This window comes from Zestomonas carbonaria (genome assembly GCF_904061905.1).
Taxonomy (GTDB): Bacteria; Pseudomonadota; Gammaproteobacteria; order Pseudomonadales; family Pseudomonadaceae; genus Aquipseudomonas; species Aquipseudomonas carbonaria.
Window position 1 is genome coordinate 3,173 of record NZ_CAJFCI010000071.1, and the last position, 20,513, is coordinate 23,685.

Genomic DNA, 20,513 nt, shown 5'->3' on the forward strand with positions numbered 1-20,513 from the left:
CGGAAACGACGGGTTGGCACCCATCCTACGGACTCCAGGCGAGCCGGACATGTAGGAGCGGCCCATGGCCGCGAATCGCGCGCATGGCGCGCTCCTACGTGTCGGGCTTCATTCCCCCGCCAGCTTGCGATTGGGTTGTAGGATGGGTGGAACCCATCACCCGGAAACGACGGGTTGGCACCCATCCTACGGACTCCAGGCGAGCCGGACATGTAGGAGCGGCCCATGGCCGCGAATCGCGCGCATGGCGCGCTCCTACGTGCCGGGTTTCATTCCCCCGCCAGCTTGCGATTGGGTTGTAGGATGGGTGAAACCCATCACCCGGAAACGACGGGTTGGCACCCATCCTACGGACTCCAGGCGAGCCGGACATGTAGGAGCGGCCCATGGCCGCGAATCGCGCGCATGGCGCGCTCCTACGAGCCGGGCTTCATTCCCCTGCCAGTTTGCGGTCGTACTGGACGCGGCAGGTTGAAACCCATCATCCGGAAACGACGGGTTGGCACCCATCCTACGGGCTCCAAGCGAGCTGGATATGTAGGAGCGGCCCATGGCCGCGTATCGCGCGCATGGCGCGCTCCTACGAGCCGGGTCTCATTCCCCTGCCAGCTTGCGGTCGTACTGGAAGCGCCAGCGCACGTAGAGCAGGGCGGTGCAGAACAGCGCCAGGCTGATCAGCGCTTCGCTCCAGCCGAGCAGGCTGCGGTGCGGATCGAGGGCGGCCAGGACGCCCTTGATGAAGTACAGGTTGACCACGAAGCACAGCCAGGCGTGCGCCCGTGCGTTGCCCAGCAGCACGCCGGGGGCGAGGATCAGCAGCGGCACCAGTTCGACCAGCAGGATCACCCAGGTCCGCGCTCCGTGCAGGTCGGCGAAGGCCAGGTTCCAGATCAGCAGCAACAGCAGCAGGGCGAGAAAGAGCGCCAGGCTCAGGCCACGGGTGAGGCTCAGGCGTGGTTGCAGCCAGTCCAGGGAGGGCAGGGGTTTCGCTTTCTTAGCCACGGCCTCGCTCCAGGTGCTGGGCGGTTTGCGCCAGGCGCTGGCCGAGGGCGCGGCACAGGGCGATTTCATGTTCGTCCAGCGGCCGCTTGCCGTCGGCGCCCGCATGGTGGCTGGGGCCGTAGGGCGTGCCGCCGCCACGGGTTTCCAGCAGCGCCGCTTCGCTGTAGGGCAGGCCGGTGATCAGCATGCCGTGGTGCAGCAGCGGCAGCATCATCGACAGCAGGGTGCTTTCCTGGCCGCCGTGCAGGCTGGCTGTGGTGGTGAACACGCCGGCCGGCTTGCCGACCAGTTCGCCGGTCAGCCACAGGTTGCTGGTGCCGTCGAGGAAGTATTTCAGCGGCGCCGCCATGTTGCCGAAGCGGGTCGGGCTGCCGAGCGCCAGGCCCGAGCAGTGCCTGAGGTCGTCGAGGCTGGCGTACAGCGCGCCTTCTTCGGGAATCGCCGGTGCCACCGCTTCGCATTCGCTGGACACCGGCGGAACGGTGCGCAGGCGCGCTTCCAGCCCGCCCATTTCCACGCCGCGGGCAATCTGCCGGGCCATTTCCGCCGTCTTGCCGTGGCGGCTGTAGTAGAGCACCAGGATGTAGGCGGTGCTCATGGCAGCAGCTCCAGCACCTTCTCCGGCGGTCGGCCGATGACGGCCTTGTCGCCGGCGATCAGGATCGGGCGCTCGATCAGCTTGGGATGGGCGACCATGGCGTCGATCAGTTGTTCTTCGCCGAGGCTCGCGTCGGCCAGGCCGAGCGTCTTGTATTCCTCTTCGCCGGTACGCAGCAACTGCCGTGCGCCTATGCCGAGCTTGGCCAGCAGGGCGCGCAGTTCGGCGGCGCTGGGCGGGGTTTCCAGGTAGCGCACGATGGTCGGTTGCAGGCCACGGGCTTCGAGCAGTTCCAGCGCGCCACGGGATTTCGAGCAACGCGGGTTGTGATAAAGGGTCAAATCAGACATTGGCAAGTCGCATCCGCTAGGGGGTGGCGGCTATTCTAACCGCGTCGTCGCGCCTGTCTGCATTGCGTGGCGATTCCAGAACCGGCTAGGGAGAGGGCATGCGTCAACGTTTCGAAGATGTGGTGGAGTTCTGGCGGTTCCTCTGGCAGCGCTTCTTTGGCGACCGCGCGCCCGACAGCGCCGCGGCGCTGACCTATACGACCCTGTTCGCCGTGGTGCCGATGATGACCGTGACGTTCGCCATGCTTTCGGCGATTCCGGCATTCCAGGGCGTCGGCGAGGAGATCCAGAGCTTCATCCTGCGCAATTTCCTGCCCACCTCGGGGGAAACGGTGCGCGAGTACCTGGTCAGCTTCACCGCCCAGGCGCGCCAGTTGACCTGGCTCGGCGTACTGTTCCTGGTCGTCACCGCGCTGACCATGCTGGTCACCGTCGAGAAGGCGTTCAACACCATCTGGCGCGTGCGCCAGCCGCGTCGCGGGGTGGCCAGCTTCCTGCTGTACTGGGCGATCCTCAGCCTGGGGCCGCTGCTGCTGGGGGCGGGTTTCCTGGTCAGTACCTACATCACGTCGCTGTCGCTGATTTCCGGCCCGGACGCGGTGATCGGCGCCAAGACCCTGCTGCGCTTCATGCCGCTGCTGTCCAGCGTGGCGGCCTTCACGCTGATCTATTCCACGGTGCCGAATACCCGGGTGCCGCTCAAGCATGCCTTCGTCGGTGGTGCGCTGGCCGCCGTGCTGTTCGAGATGGCGAAGATGCTGTTCGGTCTCTATGTGCGCCTGTTTCCCGGCTACCAGCTCATCTACGGGGCGTTCGCCACGGTGCCGCTGTTCCTGCTGTGGATCTACCTGTCCTGGCTGATCGTGCTGTTCGGCGCCGAACTGGTGTGCAACCTGTCCAGTTCGCGGCTCTGGCGCCGCCGCAACCTGCCGCGCCTGCTGGTGTTGCTCGGCGTGCTGCGGATCTTCCATGACAGCCAGTTGCGCGGCGAGACGGTCAGCCTGCGCGACGTGCAACGGCAGGGCTGGCAACTGCCGGAGGACGAGTGGGACGAGTTGATCGGCTTTCTCGAGCGCGAGCAGTTGATCTGTCGCACCAGCGGCGGCGGCTGGGTACTCTGCCGCGACTTGGCCCACTACAGCCTGCATCGCCTGCTCAGCCGCAATCCCTGGCCGTTGCCGCGCTCCGAACAGATGCCGGAGTCCCTGGATGAAGCCTGGTATCCGGCCCTGCGCAAGACGCTGGAGCAGTTCCAGCAGCAACAGCAGACACTGTTCGGCGCGAGCCTCGCGGATTGGCTGCAAAGCCACGGGTCGGCCCCGGCGATGAATGCGACGGAGAGCGAGAAGTGACGAAAAGGGTCAGTTTGCGGCCCATGCCGTTACGGCTGCTCGTCCGCCGCTCGTAGGGTGCGCCGTGCGCACCGCCAGGGCGCTCCCTACGCACGCCGAGTGGCGCACCCTGCGTAAATTCGTTGCGCGGCGGGACTGCCTGGCATGTTTCTGGCTATGAGCCAGTAGGGCATCGATGCACATGGGCGGGCGAGATGAGTAGTAGGCAGGGCAGGGTTATCCGTTTGCAGCAGTGGAATCCCGAGCGAGCGCTGGAGGATTTGAACCGGCTGACCGGCCTGCGTTTTTCGCGGTGGCCCGACTCGTTGGTCGAGACGGGCACCGTCGTGGAGGGAGATGTCGGGGAGCAGCCGGCGTGCGACGAACCGGTCAGTCCGCGCGAAGTGGCCAGGGGCTGAGGGGAAGGGCTCAGGCGAGCGCGCGCTGTTCCTCGCCGACCGGTTGCTCGACGGCCTGGACGAACAATTCTTCGACAACCAGATTGCGCACGGCGACCGCGGAGCGCAGGTGGATCTGCATGTCGCGGATCTTCTGGCGGACCGTCAGGCGGGCGATGCCGGAGAGCAGGATCTTGTGCTGCGCGTTGACCTTGCCGTGGTCGATCGCCACCTCGCGGCGCGTCTCGCCATCCATGTAGCGCACCAGCAGCGACACCGGCAGGTTGGCCAGCCCCGGCAGGTGCAGCCAACTGGCGACGTTGTATTCGGCGACACGGCCTTCGTAGGGAGTCAAGATCAAGCGGGCGCTGTCGCTGATGCGCGATGGCACGCTGCCGATCAGCTTGTCGTGGGCTTGGGTCATGGCGGGTTCCCTGATGCTTCTGGGCTTGTTGGCTGGCGGGATTATAGGCACGCACGTACCGCTGAAACTGTGCGCTTGGCCGCCAGGCCGCGTGACCGGGCTCGCAGTTTACGTACAGAATCCAAGGGATTTCTGAAAGATCACCGACGTGGAGGCCCGTCCAGGGCGTCCCTAGGCCAGCTTCAGCGGGTAGCGGCTCACCAGCGGAGTCGTCAGGTTGGCGGCGGTCAGCGGCACGATGGCCTGGTTGTGCACGCTGGCCAGTTGCAGCCAGAGGTTTTCCCCTTCGACGAACTGCCCATGGGGCAGCCACAGGCCGTGGTGCCAGGCGCTGCCCTGTACGGGAGTGCTTTGCAGCACGCCGGGGTGGGTCTGCGCGCTCGGCGCCCGGCGCAGCCAGACGGGTCGGGGCAGTCCCTTGAGGTAGCGAATGCCCAGGTGCAGCCCCTCGTCGTTGATGTGGCGCCAGCGGATCATCGCCAGGACCGGTGTGTTGTTGCCAATCAGGAGCAGTAGCTGGCCCACCGGCAGTTGCGCGCCCTGGTCGGCATTGCAGAGCAGGCGCGCGCCACCGGGGCTGACGTCGAGGATGCGTGCGTTGCTGCTGCTCGGGCGCTGGTCGAGCAACTGCGCATGGATGGCCGGCAGGCCGATGACCAGCAGGCACTCGCTGCTGTGCTCGGTGCGCTCGTGGCGGCGCTGCTGGCGGCCCAGCCAGTGCTGGCGCACATGCTCGAGCAACTGGCGTTCCTTCAGGCTCTGTAGCGGCGCCGGGTCGTGCAGGGCGATCAGCAGCGGGCCGAGCTCGAAGCGCCGCAGGTATTGCGGGTCGCCTTCGGGGATCTGGTCGAGCGACAGGCACGGCTGCGCCTCGCTGAGGTCCACGGTGGGGCCTTCGCTCTCGTCGTCCTCGTCCCAGGGCGTCAGGCGCGGCAGGGCGGCCAGGGGAGCCAGTGCGCCGAACAGCAGGGGAGCCTCGCCCTCGGCCAGATGGAAGGGGTTGCTCAGCGAAAGCAGCAGCATCTGCTGGTAGAGGCCGCGCAGGGTGGTGGCCGCCTGGGGCTGGAACGCCGCCGCGACCGGTTCGTCCAGGCATTCCTGGCGCTCGCCTATCCAGTACAGCAGGTGGCTGTCGCGCCACAGGCTGGCAGGCGGCTCCTGGTAGAGCTGGTAGTGACGCAGCAGCGCCTGCGCCAGGAAGTGCTGGGCCATGTACAGGCACCAGGCCAGGTGCGGGCGGGAAGGATGGCGGCCTTGCAGGATCTGTAGCAGCAGGCGCTTGAACCCCGCCGCGGTCTCCGCGCACAGGCGTACGAACAGCGCCGATGGCGTACGATGGGCGTCGTATGCGCGGGCGTAGTGGCGATACTCCTCGGCGAAGCTTTGCAGCGCGCGCTGCCTTTCAAGTAAGGTCATGGCACTGCGGTTCAGGCGGAACAGGGTGCTCAGCGTCTGTTGCAGGCCGTGTTCATGGGGCAACTGGCGCGCATCGGCGAGCTGCTGGTGAAGATCGTTGAGCGAATCCGCGTTCTCTTCACGGATGTCCGGCACTTCCAGGCGCAAGGCATCCAGTGTCATATCAACCCTGCATTTTTGAGGATCGACTGCATGGGAGTGGGACTCCAGAGAGTGTTGGGTCGGTTGGTCATGGCGATGTTCGCCGGGCTTCTGCTGGCCGGTTGTGCCGAGGACGCGGGCGTCGATCAGCATGGACGAAAGGTAGCGGTTGAGCGCCTGGAAGGCCAGTGGCTAGTAATCAATTACTGGGCCGAATGGTGTGCCCCCTGCCGTACCGAGATTCCCGAGCTCAACCTGCTGGCCGAGCAGCTCGCGGGGCAGGCCGAAGTGTTCGGCGTGAACTTCGACGGTCTGCAGGGCGAAGAACTGGCCAAAGGGGCCGAGGACCTGGGGATCCGCTTCACCGTATTGGCCACGGACCCGGCGCCGCGCTTCGACCTGCCGCGTAGCGAGGCGTTGCCGGTCACCTATATTGTCGATGCCTCGGGCAAGGTGCGCGCGCGGCTGCTGGGCGAGCAGAATGCGGAAGGGCTGCGCAAGCGGTTGGTCGAGTTGCAGGCTGAGCGGTAACCCGCGAAGGAGAGATGCGATGGCGCGCAAATGCACGCATGGCTATGTCAGTGGCCGGGTACAGGGGGTTGGCTTCCGCCAGTACGCTGCCGAGGAGGCCGAGCGCCTGGATCTCGATGGCTGGGTGCGCAACCTCGACGATGGCCGGGTGGAAGTGCTGTTCGAGGGCGAGGAAGAGGCGGTCGACGCCTTCGTCGAATGGCTGGGGCGGGGGCCGAAGAGCGCCAGGGTCAAGGCCGTCGAGCTTGAAGAGCAGCCTCTTCAGGGCATCACCGGCTTCATCGTGCGGCGCTGAACCTGTGTGCTCAGCCGGGAGCGATTGTGTCGTTCCTGGCTCGGTACGCGCGGCACACCCTACAAAAGCTGCGTTATACCCCGAACTATGGGCTGGTAATCCCGCAGGGTGCGCTGTGCGCACCCTGTAAAAGCGAATCTCTGGTTAGTTGGCGCCTGGGTCTGCGGCCAGGCGTCCGGCGTCCTTCATCAGCGACTGGAGGAATTCCTGCTGCAATTCCGGATCGTTGCGGGTCAGCTCGATCAGGCTTTGCTCCAGCTCGCTGGCTTCTTCCTCCAGGCCCAGGTCGGACAGGCGCTTGACCCGGTGCACCCACTGCGACACTTCGTCGTCTTCCAGATCCTCGTAGATCAGGTCGTGGGCTTCCTGCAACTTGCCGCGCAGCGTGCGGCTGACGGCCAGCGTGGCTTCGGCGCGGGTATTGTCCTGTGGGTCTTCGACGCTCAGTTGCAGCGTGCCGATGCGGCTGATGTCGTGATCGGCGAAGGGGCCGTCGAGGAGGTTGAGGCGCAGGATGCCGTTGCGGTCGGTGGTCAGCTCGAGGGTTTCGCGCCCCGCCTTGACCAGCACCGGACGCTCGGCCCAGGGCAGGCTCGAATGCTCCGTGCGCTTGTCCAGTTGCTGTTCCTCGATGCTGGCGAGGTTCTGCTGCGAACGGCCGTTGGATTGCACGTTCATGAACGGGTTGAGGCCGGCGAAGCCGTAGCTGAACCAGCCCTTGGTGGCGCTGTCCGGCAGGTTGCCGAACGCCACTATGTTGGCCAGGTTGGCGCCGACGCCGGCGATCACCGCCACCGCGCCGAGGGGCACTTCGTAGATTTCGCGCCAGGGCTGGTACGGGGTGTAGCGGTCGTAGCGGCGCGTCACCTCGAACTCGGTGACCTCGAAGGTCTTCTGCTCGTTGATGCGAATGCGCCGTTGCGGCAGTTCCAGCACGCGCGGTTCGCCGATCTCGATCTGCAGGCTGTGGTCGAGCAGTTTGCGCTCGACGCGTTCCTCGTGCTCGCTGCGCTGCGGCAAGTGGTTGGCGCAGGCGCTGAGCAACAAGGCGCCGCACAGGGCGGCGCCGAGGAGAAGGGGGCTACGTGTGGACATGGCGTCTCGTGGATCAGCGCGCTATGCGGCCCTGGATGAACGACAGGATATCGGTGAGCGCGATGACCTGTGCCTCGGTTTCGCGCCGACCCTTGTATTCGACATTGCCGTCGGCCAGGCCGCGATCGCTGACAACGATGCGGTGCGGGATGCCGATCAGCTCCATGTCAGCGAATTTGATGCCCGGACTGGTCTTTTTGTCACGGTCGTCGAGCAATACGTCGAAGCCGGCGGCGGTCAGGTCCGCGTAGAGCTTGTCGGTGGTGGCGCGTACCTCTTCGTTTTCATAGCGCAGCGGCACCAGGGCGATCTGGAAGGGCGCCAGCGCGTCGTTCCAGATGATGCCGCGTTCGTCGTAGCTCTGCTCGATGGCGGCAGCCACCACACGGGAGACGCCGATGCCGTAGCAACCCATGGTCAGGATCGCCGGCTTGCCGTTCTCGCCCATTACCGTGCAGTTCATCGCTTCGCTGTACTTGGTACCGAGCTGGAAGATATGGCCCACTTCGATGCCACGGCGGATCACCAGGGTGCCCTTGCCGTCGGGGCTCGGGTCGCCGGCCACCACGTTGCGCAGGTCGGCCACTTCCGGCAGCGGCAGGTCGCGCTCCCAGTTGACGCCCAGGTAGTGCTTGTCTTCGATGTTGGCGCCGGCGGCGAAATCGCTCATCAGGGCCACCGAGCGGTCGATGATGCAGGGGATCCGCAGGTTCACGGGGCCCAGCGAACCGGGACCGGCACCGATGGCGGCGCGAATCTCGGCTTCCGAGGCGAACACCAGCGGGCTGGCGACCTGTTCCAGGTTGGCGGCCTTGATTTCGTTGAGCTCGTGGTCGCCACGAACGATCAGGGCGATCAGCGTGCCGGGCTCCGCGCCATGCACCACCAGGGTCTTGATGGTCTTCTCGATGGGCAGGTCGAAGCCTTCCACCAGAGCGGCGATGGTCTTGACGTTGGGCGTGTCGACCAGGCGCATTTCCTCGGTGGCGGCGCCGCGGGCGTTTTCACGCGGGATGGCTTCGGCCTTCTCGATGTTGGCGGCGTAGTCGGAGCCGTCGCTGAAGGCGATGGCGTCTTCGCCGGACTCGGCCAGGACGTGGAATTCATGGGAGCCGGTGCCGCCGATCGAGCCGGTGTCGGCCTGTACCGGGCGGAAGTCGAGGCCCAGGCGGGTGAACACGTTGCAGTAGGCCTGGTGCATGCGGTCGTAGGTTTCCTGCAGCGAGGCTTGGTCCAGGTGGAAGGAGTAGGCGTCCTTCATGATGAACTCGCGGCCACGCATCAGGCCGAAGCGCGGACGGATCTCGTCGCGGAACTTGGTCTGGATCTGGTACAGGTTGATCGGCAACTGCTTGTAGCTGGAGAGCTCGTTGCGCATGAGGTCGGTGATGACCTCCTCGTGGGTCGGACCGACGCAGAAGTCGCGGTCATGGCGGTCCTTCAGGCGCAGCAGCTCGGGGCCGTACTGTTCCCAGCGGCCGGATTCCTGCCACAGCTCGGCGGGCTGGATGGCCGGCATCAGCACCTCGAAGGCGCCGGCGGCGTTCATTTCCTCGCGCACCACGGCTTCCACCTTGCGCATGACCCGAAGACCCATGGGCAGCCAGGTGTAGAGGCCCGAGGCCAGCTTGCGGATCATCCCGGCGCGGAGCATCAGCTGGTGGCTGATGACCACGGCATCGGAAGGGGTTTCTTTCAGGGTGGAGAGCAGATACTGACTGGTACGCATGGTTGGCCGCTGTATCGATTGCGAAAGGGGGAAACAGGCCGGCATTGTACGAGGACTGTACAGTGGCGTACAGGCGCGGGGCGGGGAGATGTCGGGCGCGGAGGCGAGGCGGGGCGGTTTTGGGGCGTCGTGGATGAAGAAAGCCCGGCGGGAGCCGGGCTTTCGTTTTCAATCGAGCTTACGCGGGAATTACAGGATTTCCAGCGGGTACTCGACGAACAGGCGCCACTCGTTCAGGTCCGGGCCAACGCTGTTGGAGGAACGGTAGATCGAGTTGCGGGCCTTGAAGGACAGGTCCTTGGCCGGGCCGTCCTGGATGGTGTACTTCACCTGGTTGAAGATTTCGCGCTCTTTGCCATCGCTCTCGTTCAACACCTTGATGTCGTAACCGTAAACGTAGGCGGTTTTCCAGGTCAGCCCCGGAACGCCGTAGCCAGCGAAGTCCAGCTCGTAGCTCGCTTGCACGGACTTCTCGTCTGCGTTGTTGAAGTCCGAGTAGTAGGAGTTGGCTACCCAGATCGCGCTACCGCCGTCGCCCAGATCGTAGGCATAGCCGACATCACCGCTGTTCTGCTGGTAGGCCAGGATGAAGGCGTGGGCGCCAGTGCTGTACTTACCGGCCAGGCTCCAGATGGTGTTGTCATCGCCTTCGATGCCGTTGCCGAAGAAGCCATCGGTGGCGACGGTATCGTTGTCGTAGTCGGTCTTGTAGATGTTGAAGTCGAAGTTCAGCGACTGGTCATCGGAGAACGGAATGGTGTAGTTCACGTTCGCGTACTTCTTCTTGTACACGTCTTCGACGTCGGAGAAGTACAGAGCCGCGCTCAGGTTGTCGGTGAACTGGTAGCTGGCGCCATAGACGTCGATGCTCTTCAGCTTGGCGTCATCGCGGGCACCGGAAGCCATCGGGCTTTCCTGGGTGAAACGACCGACGTTCAGTTCGAGACCTTCGAGCTCGCTGCTGGTGAGCAGGGTGCCGGTGAAGCTCTGCGGCAGCAGGCGGGAGTCGTCATAGGCCAGAACCGGCAGGTTCGGCATCTGGTCACCGTATTTCACCACGGTGTTGGAGAGGCGGAGCTTGACTGCGGCGCCAGCTTGGGAGACGGAGTCTTCCCAGTCTTTTTCCTCGCCGGGGAACATGTCGCCCTGACCGCCGTCGAGGCGCAGGCCGAGCAGGCCGAAGGCGTCAACGCCGAAACCAACGGTGCCTTGGGTGAAGCCGGACTCGAAGGTGCCGATGAAACCCTGGGCCCAGGTGTTACGGTCATTCACGCCGTTCTTGTAGTCACGGTTCCAGTAAGTGTTGCGCAGCAGCAGGTTGGCGCTGGCATCTTCGACAAAGCCCTTGGAGTCGGACTGCGCACTGGCCATGGCCAGTTGGGTGCTGCCGGCGGCTACGGCCGCGGCGATTAGGCTCCACTTCATCACTTGCATGGTGATTGCTCCTTTGGTTTGAAGAGTTGTGCTGCCCATCGTAATTGTTGTTGGGCGGCTCTTTCTTTTTTTACGCGCGCTAACGTATAGCACGAGCACAATAATGGCGATAGTTGTTATTGATTAGTTGCGAGTTCTCTACGACGTTGTCGCAAAAATGGATGGGAAGCGTCGCAATTTCATATTTTCTGATGATTTCGCTCATCTTCCGACACCTGGTTTTCCTCGCATTTTCAATGCCTAAGTGACTGTAAGGGTGGGCAGTCCCTGTCGATATCCCCCCTGCCTGCCCTTATTGTCACTTAGATGCGATTGATTACTAACTCCATGGTTTTCAGCGTTCGCGCACCAGGCGCATTCGCTTCCGACTCCCTGCTCTAGCAACAACCGTGCACAAAACGCCATCGAGTGGATTGCAACCTGCTTTCCATATGCGCGCAGCCCCCGCCGTCCGCATGCGAGTAGCACCGGGCGGTGTTCGGCTGCACGGATTGTAGGCCAGTTATGGCGGGGTCGCCCCCTTTTGGTGCGCCGTCGCCGGATGATCGGTCGCCCAAGCACGGGTATCCTGAACGGTATGGAAACCAGGCGTTGCCCGGAAGGTCGGGGCTCTGGTCGGTTTGCTTCTTATTTATAGGAGGGAATTCGATGTTCGTTCTTGATTCTCGACTCGAGCAGGACACTCTGCTGGTCGGTGACTTTCCCCTTTGCCGCCTGTTGCTGATGAACGAGGCACGTTATCCCTGGTTCATCCTGGTGCCACGCCGGGAGGAGGTCAGTGAAGTCTTCCAACTGGATCTCGCCGATCAGCGGCAACTCTGGCAGGAAACCACCTTTCTGGCGGAAACGCTCAAGGATTCTTTTGGAGCGGACAAGATGAACATTGCCGCACTGGGCAATGTGGTCAGCCAGTTACATATGCATGTCATCGTGCGCCGGCGCGACGACGCGGCCTGGCCGGCGCCGGTCTGGGGCAAGCATCCGGCCGAGCCCTATACCGACGAGCAGGTCGCCGCCATCCGTTCCCGTCTGCGCCTGGTGCTGACCGAGAATTTCAACTTTGCCGAGGAGTCGGGCCGTGAGTCTTGAAGAGCGGATTACCGAACTGGAGAGCCGCCTGGCGTTCCAGGACGACACCATCCAGGCGCTGAACGACGTGCTGGTCGCCCAGCAGCGGGTCCTGGAGCGGATGCAGTTGCAGTTGGCCGCCCTGGCGAAGCGCCAGGAGGACATGCAGGGGTGGATCGATGGTCCCCAGGACGATGCGCCGCCTCCGCACTATTAAGGAGGGGTTTTTGGTTCCCCGCGTTCGCAGGGACGACGAGGGATAGCGAGTGCGTGCCCCAACCCCGTCATTCCCGCGAACGCGGGAACCCAATAAACAGAAATGGCGGGGTGGGCGGTACCGGTGGATGTAAAAAGCGACATCCACCCTACGGGACTTTACGTCCGGCATATCGGCATAACCGTAGGAGCGGCCCATGGCCGCGATGCGTTCGCGGGAATGACGTGGGAGTGGGGAAACCCGATGTATCCGTCGTCCTCGCGAACGCGGGGACCCAGTGAACAGAAATGACGGGGTGGACGGTACTCCGGCCGGTGGATGTAAAAAGCGACATCCACCCTACGGGGCTTTACGTCCGGCATATCGGTGAAACCGTAGGAGCGGCCCATGGCCGCGATGCGTTCGCACCTCGTCACTCCCGCGCACGCGGGAGCCCAGAAAGCACTGGGCACAAGACAAGCGCGTGGACATGAAAAAAGGCGGCCGGGAATATCCCGGCCGCCTTTTGCGTTCGAGTGCCTGGCGATCAGCGCCGTTGCGGCGGCAGGGTCACCACGTCTTCCGCCTGCAGGCCCTTGTCGCGCTGCATGACCGAGAACTCGACGCGTTGGCCTTCCAGCAGGATCCGGTGCCCTTCGCCACGGATGGCCCGGAAGTGCACGAAGATGTCGTCGCCGGAGTCGCGGGAGATGAAGCCGAAGCCCTTGGAGGTGTTGAACCATTTCACCGTGCCGGTTTCGCGATCGCCCGCCGGTTGTTCGCTGACAATACTGCGCGGTTTAAGACGCAGATTGGCGGCCAGGTGCAGTACCACGGCGAGCAGCACGGTCAGCAGGCTCAGCAATACGGCCGGCTGGCCGCCGATCACCGGCAGCGGAGCGAGCAGGATCAGGCCCTGCAGGAGGGTGGCGAATACCAACATGGCCGATACCAGGCCCTGCAACTGGTGGCGGGCACCGGCGTGGCGCACCGGCAGCAGGGGAGCCAGCAGCAGGTTCAGCAGGCCGATCAGGGCGAGGTAGAGCGCATCGGGTTGTTGCAGGTAGGGAGGGGCTTCGGCATGCAGACTGGGAACGAAGGACAGCAAAAGGGCGGCGACACCCGTCAGCAGGTGGACGATCTTCAACATGGGTCATGAACTCGCTTAATAAGATGTATCGCAGGTAAGAACGGGCGTGACGCTGCGCCGTGAACGGAAATGGCGTGCGCGGTGCGCGCGTGGCGTCATGCCCGGCGGCCACGCGGCGAACAGCGGCCGCGCGGCACGGGCGTATTTAACAGGAAAGCAGAGGGCTACTCAAATCAAGCGCTTAGCGCGAGGTAAACCTGGTTGCGGCCATTGCGCTTGGCCTGGTAGAGGGCATCGTCGGCGCGGGTCAGCAGGCTTTCCAGGTTGTCGCCATCCTGGGCCAGGGCCAGGCCGAAACTGGCGCTGATGCTGTCGAGGACTTCGTCGGTGCGCCGTACCTTGACGCGCAGTGCCTGGATCTTCAGGCGCAGTTGCTCGGCGAAGGTCCGGGCGCTGTGGGCGCTGTCGTTGTCGCGGAGGATGATGCAGAACTCCTCGCCGCCGTAGCGCGCGGCGATGGCCCGCGGCGGCAGCAGTTCGCGCAGCAGTTGGCCGACGTGCTGCAGCACCCGGTCGCCGAGGGGATGGCCGTACTGGTCGTTGAACTGCTTGAAGTGGTCGATATCCAGGATGACCAGCGCCACGCCCTGGTGCCCGGCGGCGAGGATCTGTTCGAGCAGGCGGGTGAAGGCGTGCCGGTTGAACACCTGGGTCAGGCTGTCCAGGTTGGCCGCCAGGTGCGCGCGCTGCAACTGGCTGCGCAGGTTGAGTATCTCGTCCTGGGCGGAGCGCAGGCGCTGGAGGAATCGCTCCTGCTCTTTCTGCATCTCTTGCGTGCTCTGTTGCAGGTCGTTGAGCACGTTGGGCAGGTCGTCGATGATCGGCTCGTGCAGGGCCGCCAGGCCCTGGCTGAGGCTGTTCTGGTAGGACTGGTTGTGGTTGAGGTTGCTGGAGACGTCGCCCTCGATGCTCTCGACCAGTTCGACCGCCTGGCGCTGGCCGGCGCGCGCCTCCTCGAGTTCGCCGTGGATGACGTATTCGCGAAACAGCTTGAGCGCGGTGTCCGGCGGGAAGGTCTCGAAATCCTGGACCACCTTGTCCAGGCGGCGGTTCAGCTCGGGGCTGCTGCCCTGGCTATAGGTGTACCAGAGCGCATAGTGCACCGGGTTCGGCGGAATGTCGTGGCGCACCATGAGCGGAACCGCTTGTTTGAGCAGGGCTGCCGATTCGCGGGTTTCTTCCGGGTAGAGGTCAAGAATGCTCGGGACTTTCGGCGGTTGTTTCATTCGCGTCACTGCGCAGGGGGCGGGCAGGCAGAGGATAGAACAGCCTGCTCGCCGATGCCTAGCAAAAGGCCTGTTCTCTTCGTTGAGCGGCTGTGCCTCGGGAGGGTGATTCCAGGGGCTGCCGACGGGCCTGGGGAGGCTCTGAGCAGCCGTCGGGGCCAGGAGTCCCATGTTCATTGGATTCCCGCGTGCGGGGGAATGACGGGGTCAGCGAATCCCGGGGGCGGATCGACATTCAGGCGGCTCGCTCCAACATGTACCGTCTGAACGTCGATTCAGCCCAGGACGCGCTCACAGCTTGAGCCTGCCGATCGCCGTGCGCAGCTCCTCGGCCAGCTTGACCAGTTCGGCGCTGGTGGCGGCGGAATCGAGGGTCTGGTGGACGGTCTGTTCGGTGACGTCGCGGATGCCGACCACCGAGCGGGTCATCTCCTCGGCCACCTGGCTTTGCTGTTCGGCGGCGACGGCGATCTGCACGTTGCTCTGGCGCATCGCCGAGACCGCCTGGGCGATGTGCGCCAGCGCCTCGCCGGCGGCGTTGGCTTCCTGCACGCACTGGTCGGCCTTGAGCGAGCTTTCCTGCATGAACTCCACGGCGTCGCGGGTGCCGGACTGCAGCTTGCCGATCACCTGGGTGATCTCGTCGGTGGAGGTCTGCACGCGCTTGGCGAGGTTGCGCACCTCGTCGGCCACCACCGCGAAGCCACGGCCCATCTCGCCGGCGCGGGCGGCCTCGATGGCGGCGTTGAGGGCGAGCAGGTTGGTCTGTTCGGCGATGCCGTGGATAACTTCGACCATGCCGCCGATCACCCGGCTGTCCTCGGCCAGTTGCTGGATCATTTCGGCGGTCTGCTGCACGCCTGTGGACAGGCCGGCGATGGCGGTTCCGGCGCGCTGCGCCACTTCCAGGCCGGCGCCGCTCAGGCGTTCGGCCTCGGTGGACTGGTCGCGGGTGTCGGCGGCGTGCTGGGCGATGTGGTGCACGGTGGTGGACATCTCGTTGATCGCCGTGGCGGCCTGGTCGGTCTCGCTCTGCTGGCCGAGCATGCCGCCGCGTACCCGGTCCATGCCGTCGGCCAGGCGCTTGGCGCCCTCGTCGAGATGCGCGGCGGCCTGGGCGACGATGCCGACGATCTGCTGGTAGCCGCTCTGCATGGCGTTGAAGGCGCCGGCCATCTGGCCGACCTCGTCCTGGCTGTCGACCCGCGCGCGGGCGGACAGGTCGCCGCTGCGCTCGGCGTGCAGCATGGTGTCCTTGAGGTGGTTGAGATGGCTGAGGATGAAGCGGATCAGCAACTGCGAAGCGCCCAGCAACGCCAGCATCAGCACCAGCACGGCCAGCGCGTAGGCACCGGCGCGCTGCTCGAACACCTGCCAGAGGCTCGGCGCCCGGGCCAGCACGGCGAACCGCTGGCCATTGCCGGCATCGCGGACCCAGGCGCCGACCACGGGAGCATCGCCCCACAGCAGGTCGTCCTCCAGTGCTGCCACCCAGCCCTGGGCGCGGACCAGCGCCTCGGCCTGCGCGGCGGGCAGCTCCGGGCGGTTGCCGGCGGAGAGGTTCAGCACGCCTGGCTGCTGCGGCAGCGCGCCCTGCGGCCAGGCGGCCAGCAACTCGGCCCGGGCCTGGGCGGCGGCGCGGGCGTCGTCGATGCGGCCGTTCTGTTCCTGGTGCATGGCGTAGAGCACCAGCAGCAGGGTGGTGGAGAAGGCCACCAGGTTGACGGCCCAGAACTTGTACTTGAGGGAGAGATTACGGATCCAGGTGCCCATACGATGTCTTGTTTTCTCGGAGGTAGGTGGCTGGCAGTTGGCCATATTCTGCCGCGAGCGCCTGCCCGCGCGTTGACCGGGATCAACGAGGCACGTCGCTCCTTGACTCTTTAGCGGTTGGCGATGGGGGATCTTGAGTGTGATTTGCTTCATATTTTTTGATGGATCGCACGAAGCCTCGGCCGGCCTGGATCTGGCACGGGTCGCGATGGGCGCGTCGGGTGGTCGGCCGCTTTGCCGTCCACCCGGCGACTGAATCTGCGACAATCGCCACCCGCTTCCGTCCTGCCCTGACCGCAATGACCGACATCACCGCCCTGCTGAAGAACCTCGACCACGCCCTGATCGCCGACCGCCACCGCCTGCGCCGCCAGCTCCACGAGCTGCAGAAGCAGGCCACGCCGGACGAGACGAAGCTGGCGCAATGGGCCGAGCGCTTCCAGGCCTCCTGCGCCAAGGTCGAGGCGCGCCGGAAGAGCGTGCCGGCGATGCGCTACGACGACGCCCTGCCGATTGCCGCCAAGCGCGACGAGATCAAGGCGGCGCTGGCAAAGCACCAGGTGGTGGTGATCGCCGGCGAGACCGGCTCGGGCAAGACCACCCAGTTGCCGAAGATCTGCCTGGAGATCGGCCGGGGCCTGCACGGCCTGATCGGCCACACCCAGCCGCGCCGGCTGGCGGCGCGCAGCGTGGCGACGCGGGTGGCGGAGGAGGTCGGTACGCCGCTCGGCGAGCTGGTGGGCTACCAGGTGCGCTTCGAGGACCAGAGCAAGGACAGCACGTTGGTCAAGCTGATGACCGACGGCATCCTGCTCGCCGAGACCCAGCACGATCGCTTCCTGGAAAAGTACGACACCCTCATCGTCGATGAAGCCCACGAGCGCAGCCTGAACATCGACTTCCTGCTCGGCTACCTGAAAACCCTGTTGCCGCGCCGCCCCGACCTCAAGCTGGTCATCACCTCGGCGACCATCGACCTGGAGCGCTTCAGCAAGCACTTCAACGATGCGCCGATCGTCGAGGTCTCGGGCCGTACCTACCCGGTGGAGACCTGGTACCGCCCGCTGGCGGCCGAGGTGGACGAGGACGGCGAGACGCTGATGGACGACCTGACCGTCGACCAGGGCATCCTCGCCGCGCTGGACGAGATTGCCGCCCATGAGCGCAGCGAGGGCAAGCGCCCCGGCGACGTGCTGGTGTTCCTGCCCGGCGAGCGGGAAATCCGCGACTGCGCCGAGGTGCTGCGCAAGGCCAACCTGAAGTTCACCGAAGTGCTGCCGCTCTACGCGCGGCTGACCCCGGCCGAGCAGCAGAAGATCTTCCAGCCCATGGCCGGCCGCAAGATCGTGCTGGCCACCAACGTCGCCGAAACCTCGCTGACCGTGCCCGGCATCCGCTACGTGATCGACAGCGGCACCGCGCGTATCAGCCGCTACAGCTACCGCGCCAAGGTCCAGCGCCTGCCCATCGAAGCCATCTCCCAGGCCAGCGCCAACCAGCGCAAGGGCCGTTGCGGACGGGTCGAGCCGGGTATCTGCGTGCGCCTGTACAGCGAGGAGGATTTCCTCGGCCGCCCGGCGTTCACCGATCCGGAAATCCTGCGCACCAACCTCGCGGCGGTGATCCTGCAGATGCTGCACCTGCGTCTCGGCGAGATCGACGCCTTTCCGTTCATAGAACCGCCGGACGGCAAGGCGATCAGCGACGGTTTCACCCTGTTGCAGGAGCTCTCGGCGGTCAACCGCGAGGGCCAGCTCACGCCCATTGGCCGCCAGTTGGCGCGGCTGCCCATCGACCCGCGCCTCGGCCGCATGGTGCTGGAGGCGGCCAGGCTGGGCAGCCTGGAAGAAGTGCTGATCGTCGCCAGCGCGCTGTCCGTGCAGGACCCGCGCGAGCGCCCGATGGAGCGCCAGCAGGCCGCCGACCAGGCGCATGCCCAGTGGAAGGACCCGGATTCGGACTTCGCCGCGCTGATCAACCTCTGGCGCGGTTTCGAGGAGCAGCGCCAGGCGCTGGGCTCCAACGCGCTGCGCAACTGGTGCCGGAAGAACTTCCTCAACTACCTGCGGATGCGCGAATGGCGCGATGCGCACCGCCAACTGGTGCTGATCGCCCGGGAGCTCAAGCTTTCCGAAAGCCAGCGCGGATCGGGTAGGAGCGAGCTTGCTCGCGATCAGCGCAGCGTCCCGAACTCTCAGGATCGCCAGCAAGCTGGCTCCTACAAAGAGCAGAAGCCTGACGCCCAGCGCTCCGTCGACTACGCCAAGGTGCACAAGGCCATTCTCTCCGGCCTGCTCAGCCAGATCGGCCAGAAGACCGAGGACGGCGACTATCTAGGCGCGCGCCAGCGACGTTTCTGGCTGCATCCGTCCAGTGTGATCGGCCGCAAGCGCCCGCAGTGGGTGATGGCCGCCGAACTGGTGGAAACCACCAAGCTGTTCGCCCGCATGGTGGCGAAGATCGAGCCGGACTGGCTGGAGCCGCTGGCCGCCCATCTGGTGAAGAAGAACTATCTCGAACCGCACTGGGAGAAGAAGCGCGGCCAGGTGGTGGCCTACGAACAGGTGACGCTGTACGGCCTGATCATCGTCGGCCGCCGCGCCGTGCATTACGGCCCGCACGATCCGGCGGTGGCGCGCGAGCTGTTCATCCGCGAGGGGCTGGTGCGCGGCGAGATCAACAGCCGCGCCAAGTGCCTGTCCGCCAACCGCCAGCTCCTGGAACGCCTCGACGAACTGGAAGCCAAGGCGCGCCGCCGCGACATCCTCGCCGACGAGGAAACTTTGTTCGGCTTCTACGACGCGCGCCTGCCGCAGGACATCTACCAGACCGCCAGCTTCGAGAGCTGGTACAAGCGCGAGGCCGAGAAGAACCCGCAACTGCTGATCATGCGCGAGGAAGACGTGCTGGTCCGCGAGGCCAGGGAAGTCACCGCCGCGCAATACCCGGACAGCCTGCGCTTCGGCGAGCTGCAACTGCCGCTGTCCTACCACTTCGAGCCCAACCATCCGCGCGACGGCGTCACCCTGCGCGTGCCGGCGCCGCTGCTCCCGCAACTGCCGGCCGAGCGCCTGCAATGGCTGGTGCCCGGGCTGATCGAGGCCAAGTGCGTGGCGCTGGTGCGCAACCTGCCCAAGGCGATCCGCAAGAACTTCGTGCCGGTGCCCGACTTCGTGTCCGCCGCGCTGGCCAGGATCGTCTTCGCCGAGGGCAACCTGCCCGACGCGCTTGGCCGCGAGTTGCAGCGCATGACCGGCGTCCGCGTGGCGGAGGAAGCCTGGGACGAGGCCGAGGCCCAGCTCGAAAGCCATCTGAAGATGAACATCGAGGTCGTGGATGCGCGTGGCAAGTTCCTCGGCGAGGGCCGCGACCTGGCTGAACTGACCGCGCGCTTCAGCGAGGCCAGCCAGGCCGCCCTGGCCATCCCGCAGCAGGCGAAGGAACAGAAACCGGTGGAGGCCAAGGCCTTCGCCCAGGTCGCGGAAAAGGCCCAGCAGAAGGTCGCTGGCCTGTCCATGACGGTATTCCCGGCGCTGGTGGAGGAGGGCGGCGTGGTCAAGGAGGGGCGTTTCCCGACCCAGGCCGAAGCCGACTTCCAGCATCGCCGCGCGCTGCAACGGCTGCTGCTCCAGCAACTGGCCGAGCAGGCGAAGTTCCTGCGCGGCAAGCTGCCGGGGCTCACCGAGCTCGGCCTGCTCTACCGCGACATGGGCCGCGTCGAGGCGCTGGTCGAGGACATCCTGCTGGCCAGCCTGGACAACTGCATCCTCGACGGGGAAGCCACGCTACCGCGCGACGGCGCCGCCCTGGCCGCCCTGGCGGAGAAGAAGCGCGGCGACTGGACCGCCCACGCCGAGCGCCTGGCCAGGCTGGTGCTGGATATCCTCAAGCTCACCCACGGTTTGCAGAAGCGCTTCAAGGGCAAGATCGACCTGGCCCAGGCCATGGCGCTCAACGACATCAAGCAACAGCTCGCCAACCTGGTCTATCCCGGCTTCGTCCGCGAAACCCCGGCCGAATGGCTCAAGGAGATTCCGCGCTACCTCAAGGCCATCGACCAGCGCCTGGACAAGGTCGGCGCCCAGGTCCAGCGCGATCGCGTGTGGACCGGCGAACTCGGCGGCTGCAGGGAGCAGTACAAGGCACGCGCCGCCAAGCACGCCCAGGAGGGCAAGCGCGATCCGGAGCTGGTGCTGTACCGCTGGATGCTGGAGGAATACCGGGTGTCGCTGTTCGCCCAGCAACTGGGCACGAAGATGCCGGTGTCGGATAAACGCCTGGCCAGGCAGTGGAGCCTGGTCGAGGCCTAGCGCAGTAACTATTTCCCGCCGTGCCTGCACGGCGGCTCGGAACAAG

Annotated in this window: 17 protein-coding genes; 6 read left to right on the plus strand and 11 right to left on the minus strand. The window is 65.4% G+C overall.

Annotated elements, in window-relative coordinates; genetic code table 11:
* Positions 1–594: 594 nt before the first annotated feature.
* From PSEWESI4_RS16850 to arsC, 3 genes are read right to left on the minus strand one after another with little or no spacing between them, the layout of a single operon-like run.
* Entirely contained in the window at positions 595–1,002 is a 408-nt protein-coding gene (locus tag PSEWESI4_RS16850; protein ID WP_187672371.1) for a DUF2069 domain-containing protein, read from the minus strand.
* Positions 995–1,600, minus strand: coding sequence for an NAD(P)H:quinone oxidoreductase (gene wrbA / locus PSEWESI4_RS16855; RefSeq protein ID WP_187672372.1), 606 nt, complete (start codon positions 1,598–1,600; stop codon positions 995–997). Before wrbA ends, PSEWESI4_RS16850 begins: the two co-directional genes overlap by 8 nt.
* Complete coding sequence (gene arsC / locus PSEWESI4_RS16860; RefSeq protein WP_187672373.1) at positions 1,597–1,950, minus strand: arsenate reductase (glutaredoxin); 354 nt, start codon at positions 1,948–1,950, stop codon at positions 1,597–1,599. The genes wrbA and arsC overlap by 4 nt, the downstream gene beginning before the upstream one ends.
* A gap of 98 nt (positions 1,951–2,048) precedes the next feature.
* Between arsC and PSEWESI4_RS16865 the strand changes: the two genes are divergently transcribed.
* On the plus strand, positions 2,049–3,302 hold the full coding sequence (locus PSEWESI4_RS16865; protein ID WP_187672374.1) for a virulence factor BrkB family protein: 1,254 nt from the start codon (positions 2,049–2,051) through the stop codon (positions 3,300–3,302).
* A gap of 408 nt (positions 3,303–3,710) precedes the next feature.
* On the opposite strand, the gene PSEWESI4_RS16870 is transcribed toward PSEWESI4_RS16865, so the two are convergent.
* Together PSEWESI4_RS16870 and PSEWESI4_RS16875 are read right to left on the minus strand one after the other, a co-directional pair.
* Positions 3,711–4,103, minus strand: a complete 393-nt coding sequence (locus PSEWESI4_RS16870; RefSeq protein ID WP_187672375.1) for a hypothetical protein — start codon at positions 4,101–4,103, stop codon at positions 3,711–3,713.
* A 171-nt stretch (positions 4,104–4,274) separates the two neighbouring features.
* The gene (locus PSEWESI4_RS16875) at positions 4,275–5,681 is read right to left on the minus strand and encodes a PilZ domain-containing protein (protein WP_187672376.1); all 1,407 of its coding nucleotides are present in this window, start codon (positions 5,679–5,681) and stop codon (positions 4,275–4,277) included.
* Positions 5,682–5,756: 75 nt separating this feature from the next.
* Between PSEWESI4_RS16875 and PSEWESI4_RS16880 the strand changes: the two genes are divergently transcribed.
* Together PSEWESI4_RS16880 and PSEWESI4_RS16885 are read left to right on the plus strand one after the other, a co-directional pair.
* Positions 5,757–6,191 carry a TlpA family protein disulfide reductase gene (locus PSEWESI4_RS16880; RefSeq protein ID WP_408004320.1) on the plus strand — a complete coding sequence of 145 codons (435 nt, stop codon included), beginning with the start codon at positions 5,757–5,759 and terminating at the stop codon, positions 6,189–6,191.
* Between the two features lie 19 nt (positions 6,192–6,210).
* Entirely contained in the window at positions 6,211–6,486 is a 276-nt protein-coding gene (locus PSEWESI4_RS16885; protein WP_187672378.1) for an acylphosphatase, read from the plus strand.
* A gap of 144 nt (positions 6,487–6,630) precedes the next feature.
* Here the strand turns inward: PSEWESI4_RS16885 and PSEWESI4_RS16890 are convergent, their stop codons facing one another.
* From PSEWESI4_RS16890 to PSEWESI4_RS16900, 3 genes are all read right to left on the minus strand, one after another.
* The gene (locus PSEWESI4_RS16890) at positions 6,631–7,581 is read right to left on the minus strand and encodes a hypothetical protein (protein WP_187672379.1); all 951 of its coding nucleotides are present in this window, start codon (positions 7,579–7,581) and stop codon (positions 6,631–6,633) included.
* Positions 7,582–7,594: 13 nt separating this feature from the next.
* On the minus strand, positions 7,595–9,310 hold the full coding sequence (locus tag PSEWESI4_RS16895; protein WP_187672380.1) for a proline--tRNA ligase: 1,716 nt from the start codon (positions 9,308–9,310) through the stop codon (positions 7,595–7,597).
* A 189-nt stretch (positions 9,311–9,499) separates the two neighbouring features.
* Positions 9,500–10,744: an OprD family porin gene (locus tag PSEWESI4_RS16900; RefSeq protein ID WP_187672381.1), complete on the minus strand. Its 1,245-nt coding sequence runs from the start codon at positions 10,742–10,744 to the stop codon at positions 9,500–9,502.
* A 648-nt stretch (positions 10,745–11,392) separates the two neighbouring features.
* Between PSEWESI4_RS16900 and PSEWESI4_RS16905 the strand changes: the two genes are divergently transcribed.
* Positions 11,393–11,833 (plus strand): HIT family protein, encoded by a 441-nt coding sequence (locus PSEWESI4_RS16905; RefSeq protein WP_187672382.1) that lies wholly within the window; start codon positions 11,393–11,395, stop codon positions 11,831–11,833.
* Entirely contained in the window at positions 11,823–12,029 is a 207-nt protein-coding gene (locus PSEWESI4_RS16910; RefSeq protein ID WP_187672383.1) for a SlyX family protein, read from the plus strand. The genes PSEWESI4_RS16905 and PSEWESI4_RS16910 overlap by 11 nt, the downstream gene beginning before the upstream one ends.
* A gap of 526 nt (positions 12,030–12,555) precedes the next feature.
* Here the strand turns inward: PSEWESI4_RS16910 and PSEWESI4_RS25345 are convergent.
* From PSEWESI4_RS25345 to PSEWESI4_RS25580, 3 genes are all read right to left on the minus strand, one after another.
* Positions 12,556–13,158, minus strand: a complete 603-nt coding sequence (locus tag PSEWESI4_RS25345) for a cold-shock protein (RefSeq protein ID WP_328821928.1) — start codon at positions 13,156–13,158, stop codon at positions 12,556–12,558.
* Between the two features lie 173 nt (positions 13,159–13,331).
* Positions 13,332–14,384 carry a GGDEF domain-containing protein gene (locus tag PSEWESI4_RS16920; protein ID WP_187672384.1) on the minus strand — a complete coding sequence of 351 codons (1,053 nt, stop codon included), beginning with the start codon at positions 14,382–14,384 and terminating at the stop codon, positions 13,332–13,334.
* Positions 14,385–14,675: 291 nt separating this feature from the next.
* Complete coding sequence (locus PSEWESI4_RS25580; RefSeq protein ID WP_187672385.1) at positions 14,676–16,157, minus strand: methyl-accepting chemotaxis protein; 1,482 nt, start codon at positions 16,155–16,157, stop codon at positions 14,676–14,678.
* Between the two features lie 299 nt (positions 16,158–16,456).
* On the opposite strand from PSEWESI4_RS25580, the gene hrpA reads away from it, so the two are divergent.
* On the plus strand, positions 16,457–20,467 hold the full coding sequence (hrpA, locus tag PSEWESI4_RS16930; protein WP_187672386.1) for an ATP-dependent RNA helicase HrpA: 4,011 nt from the start codon (positions 16,457–16,459) through the stop codon (positions 20,465–20,467).
* Positions 20,468–20,513: the final 46 nt, after the last annotated feature.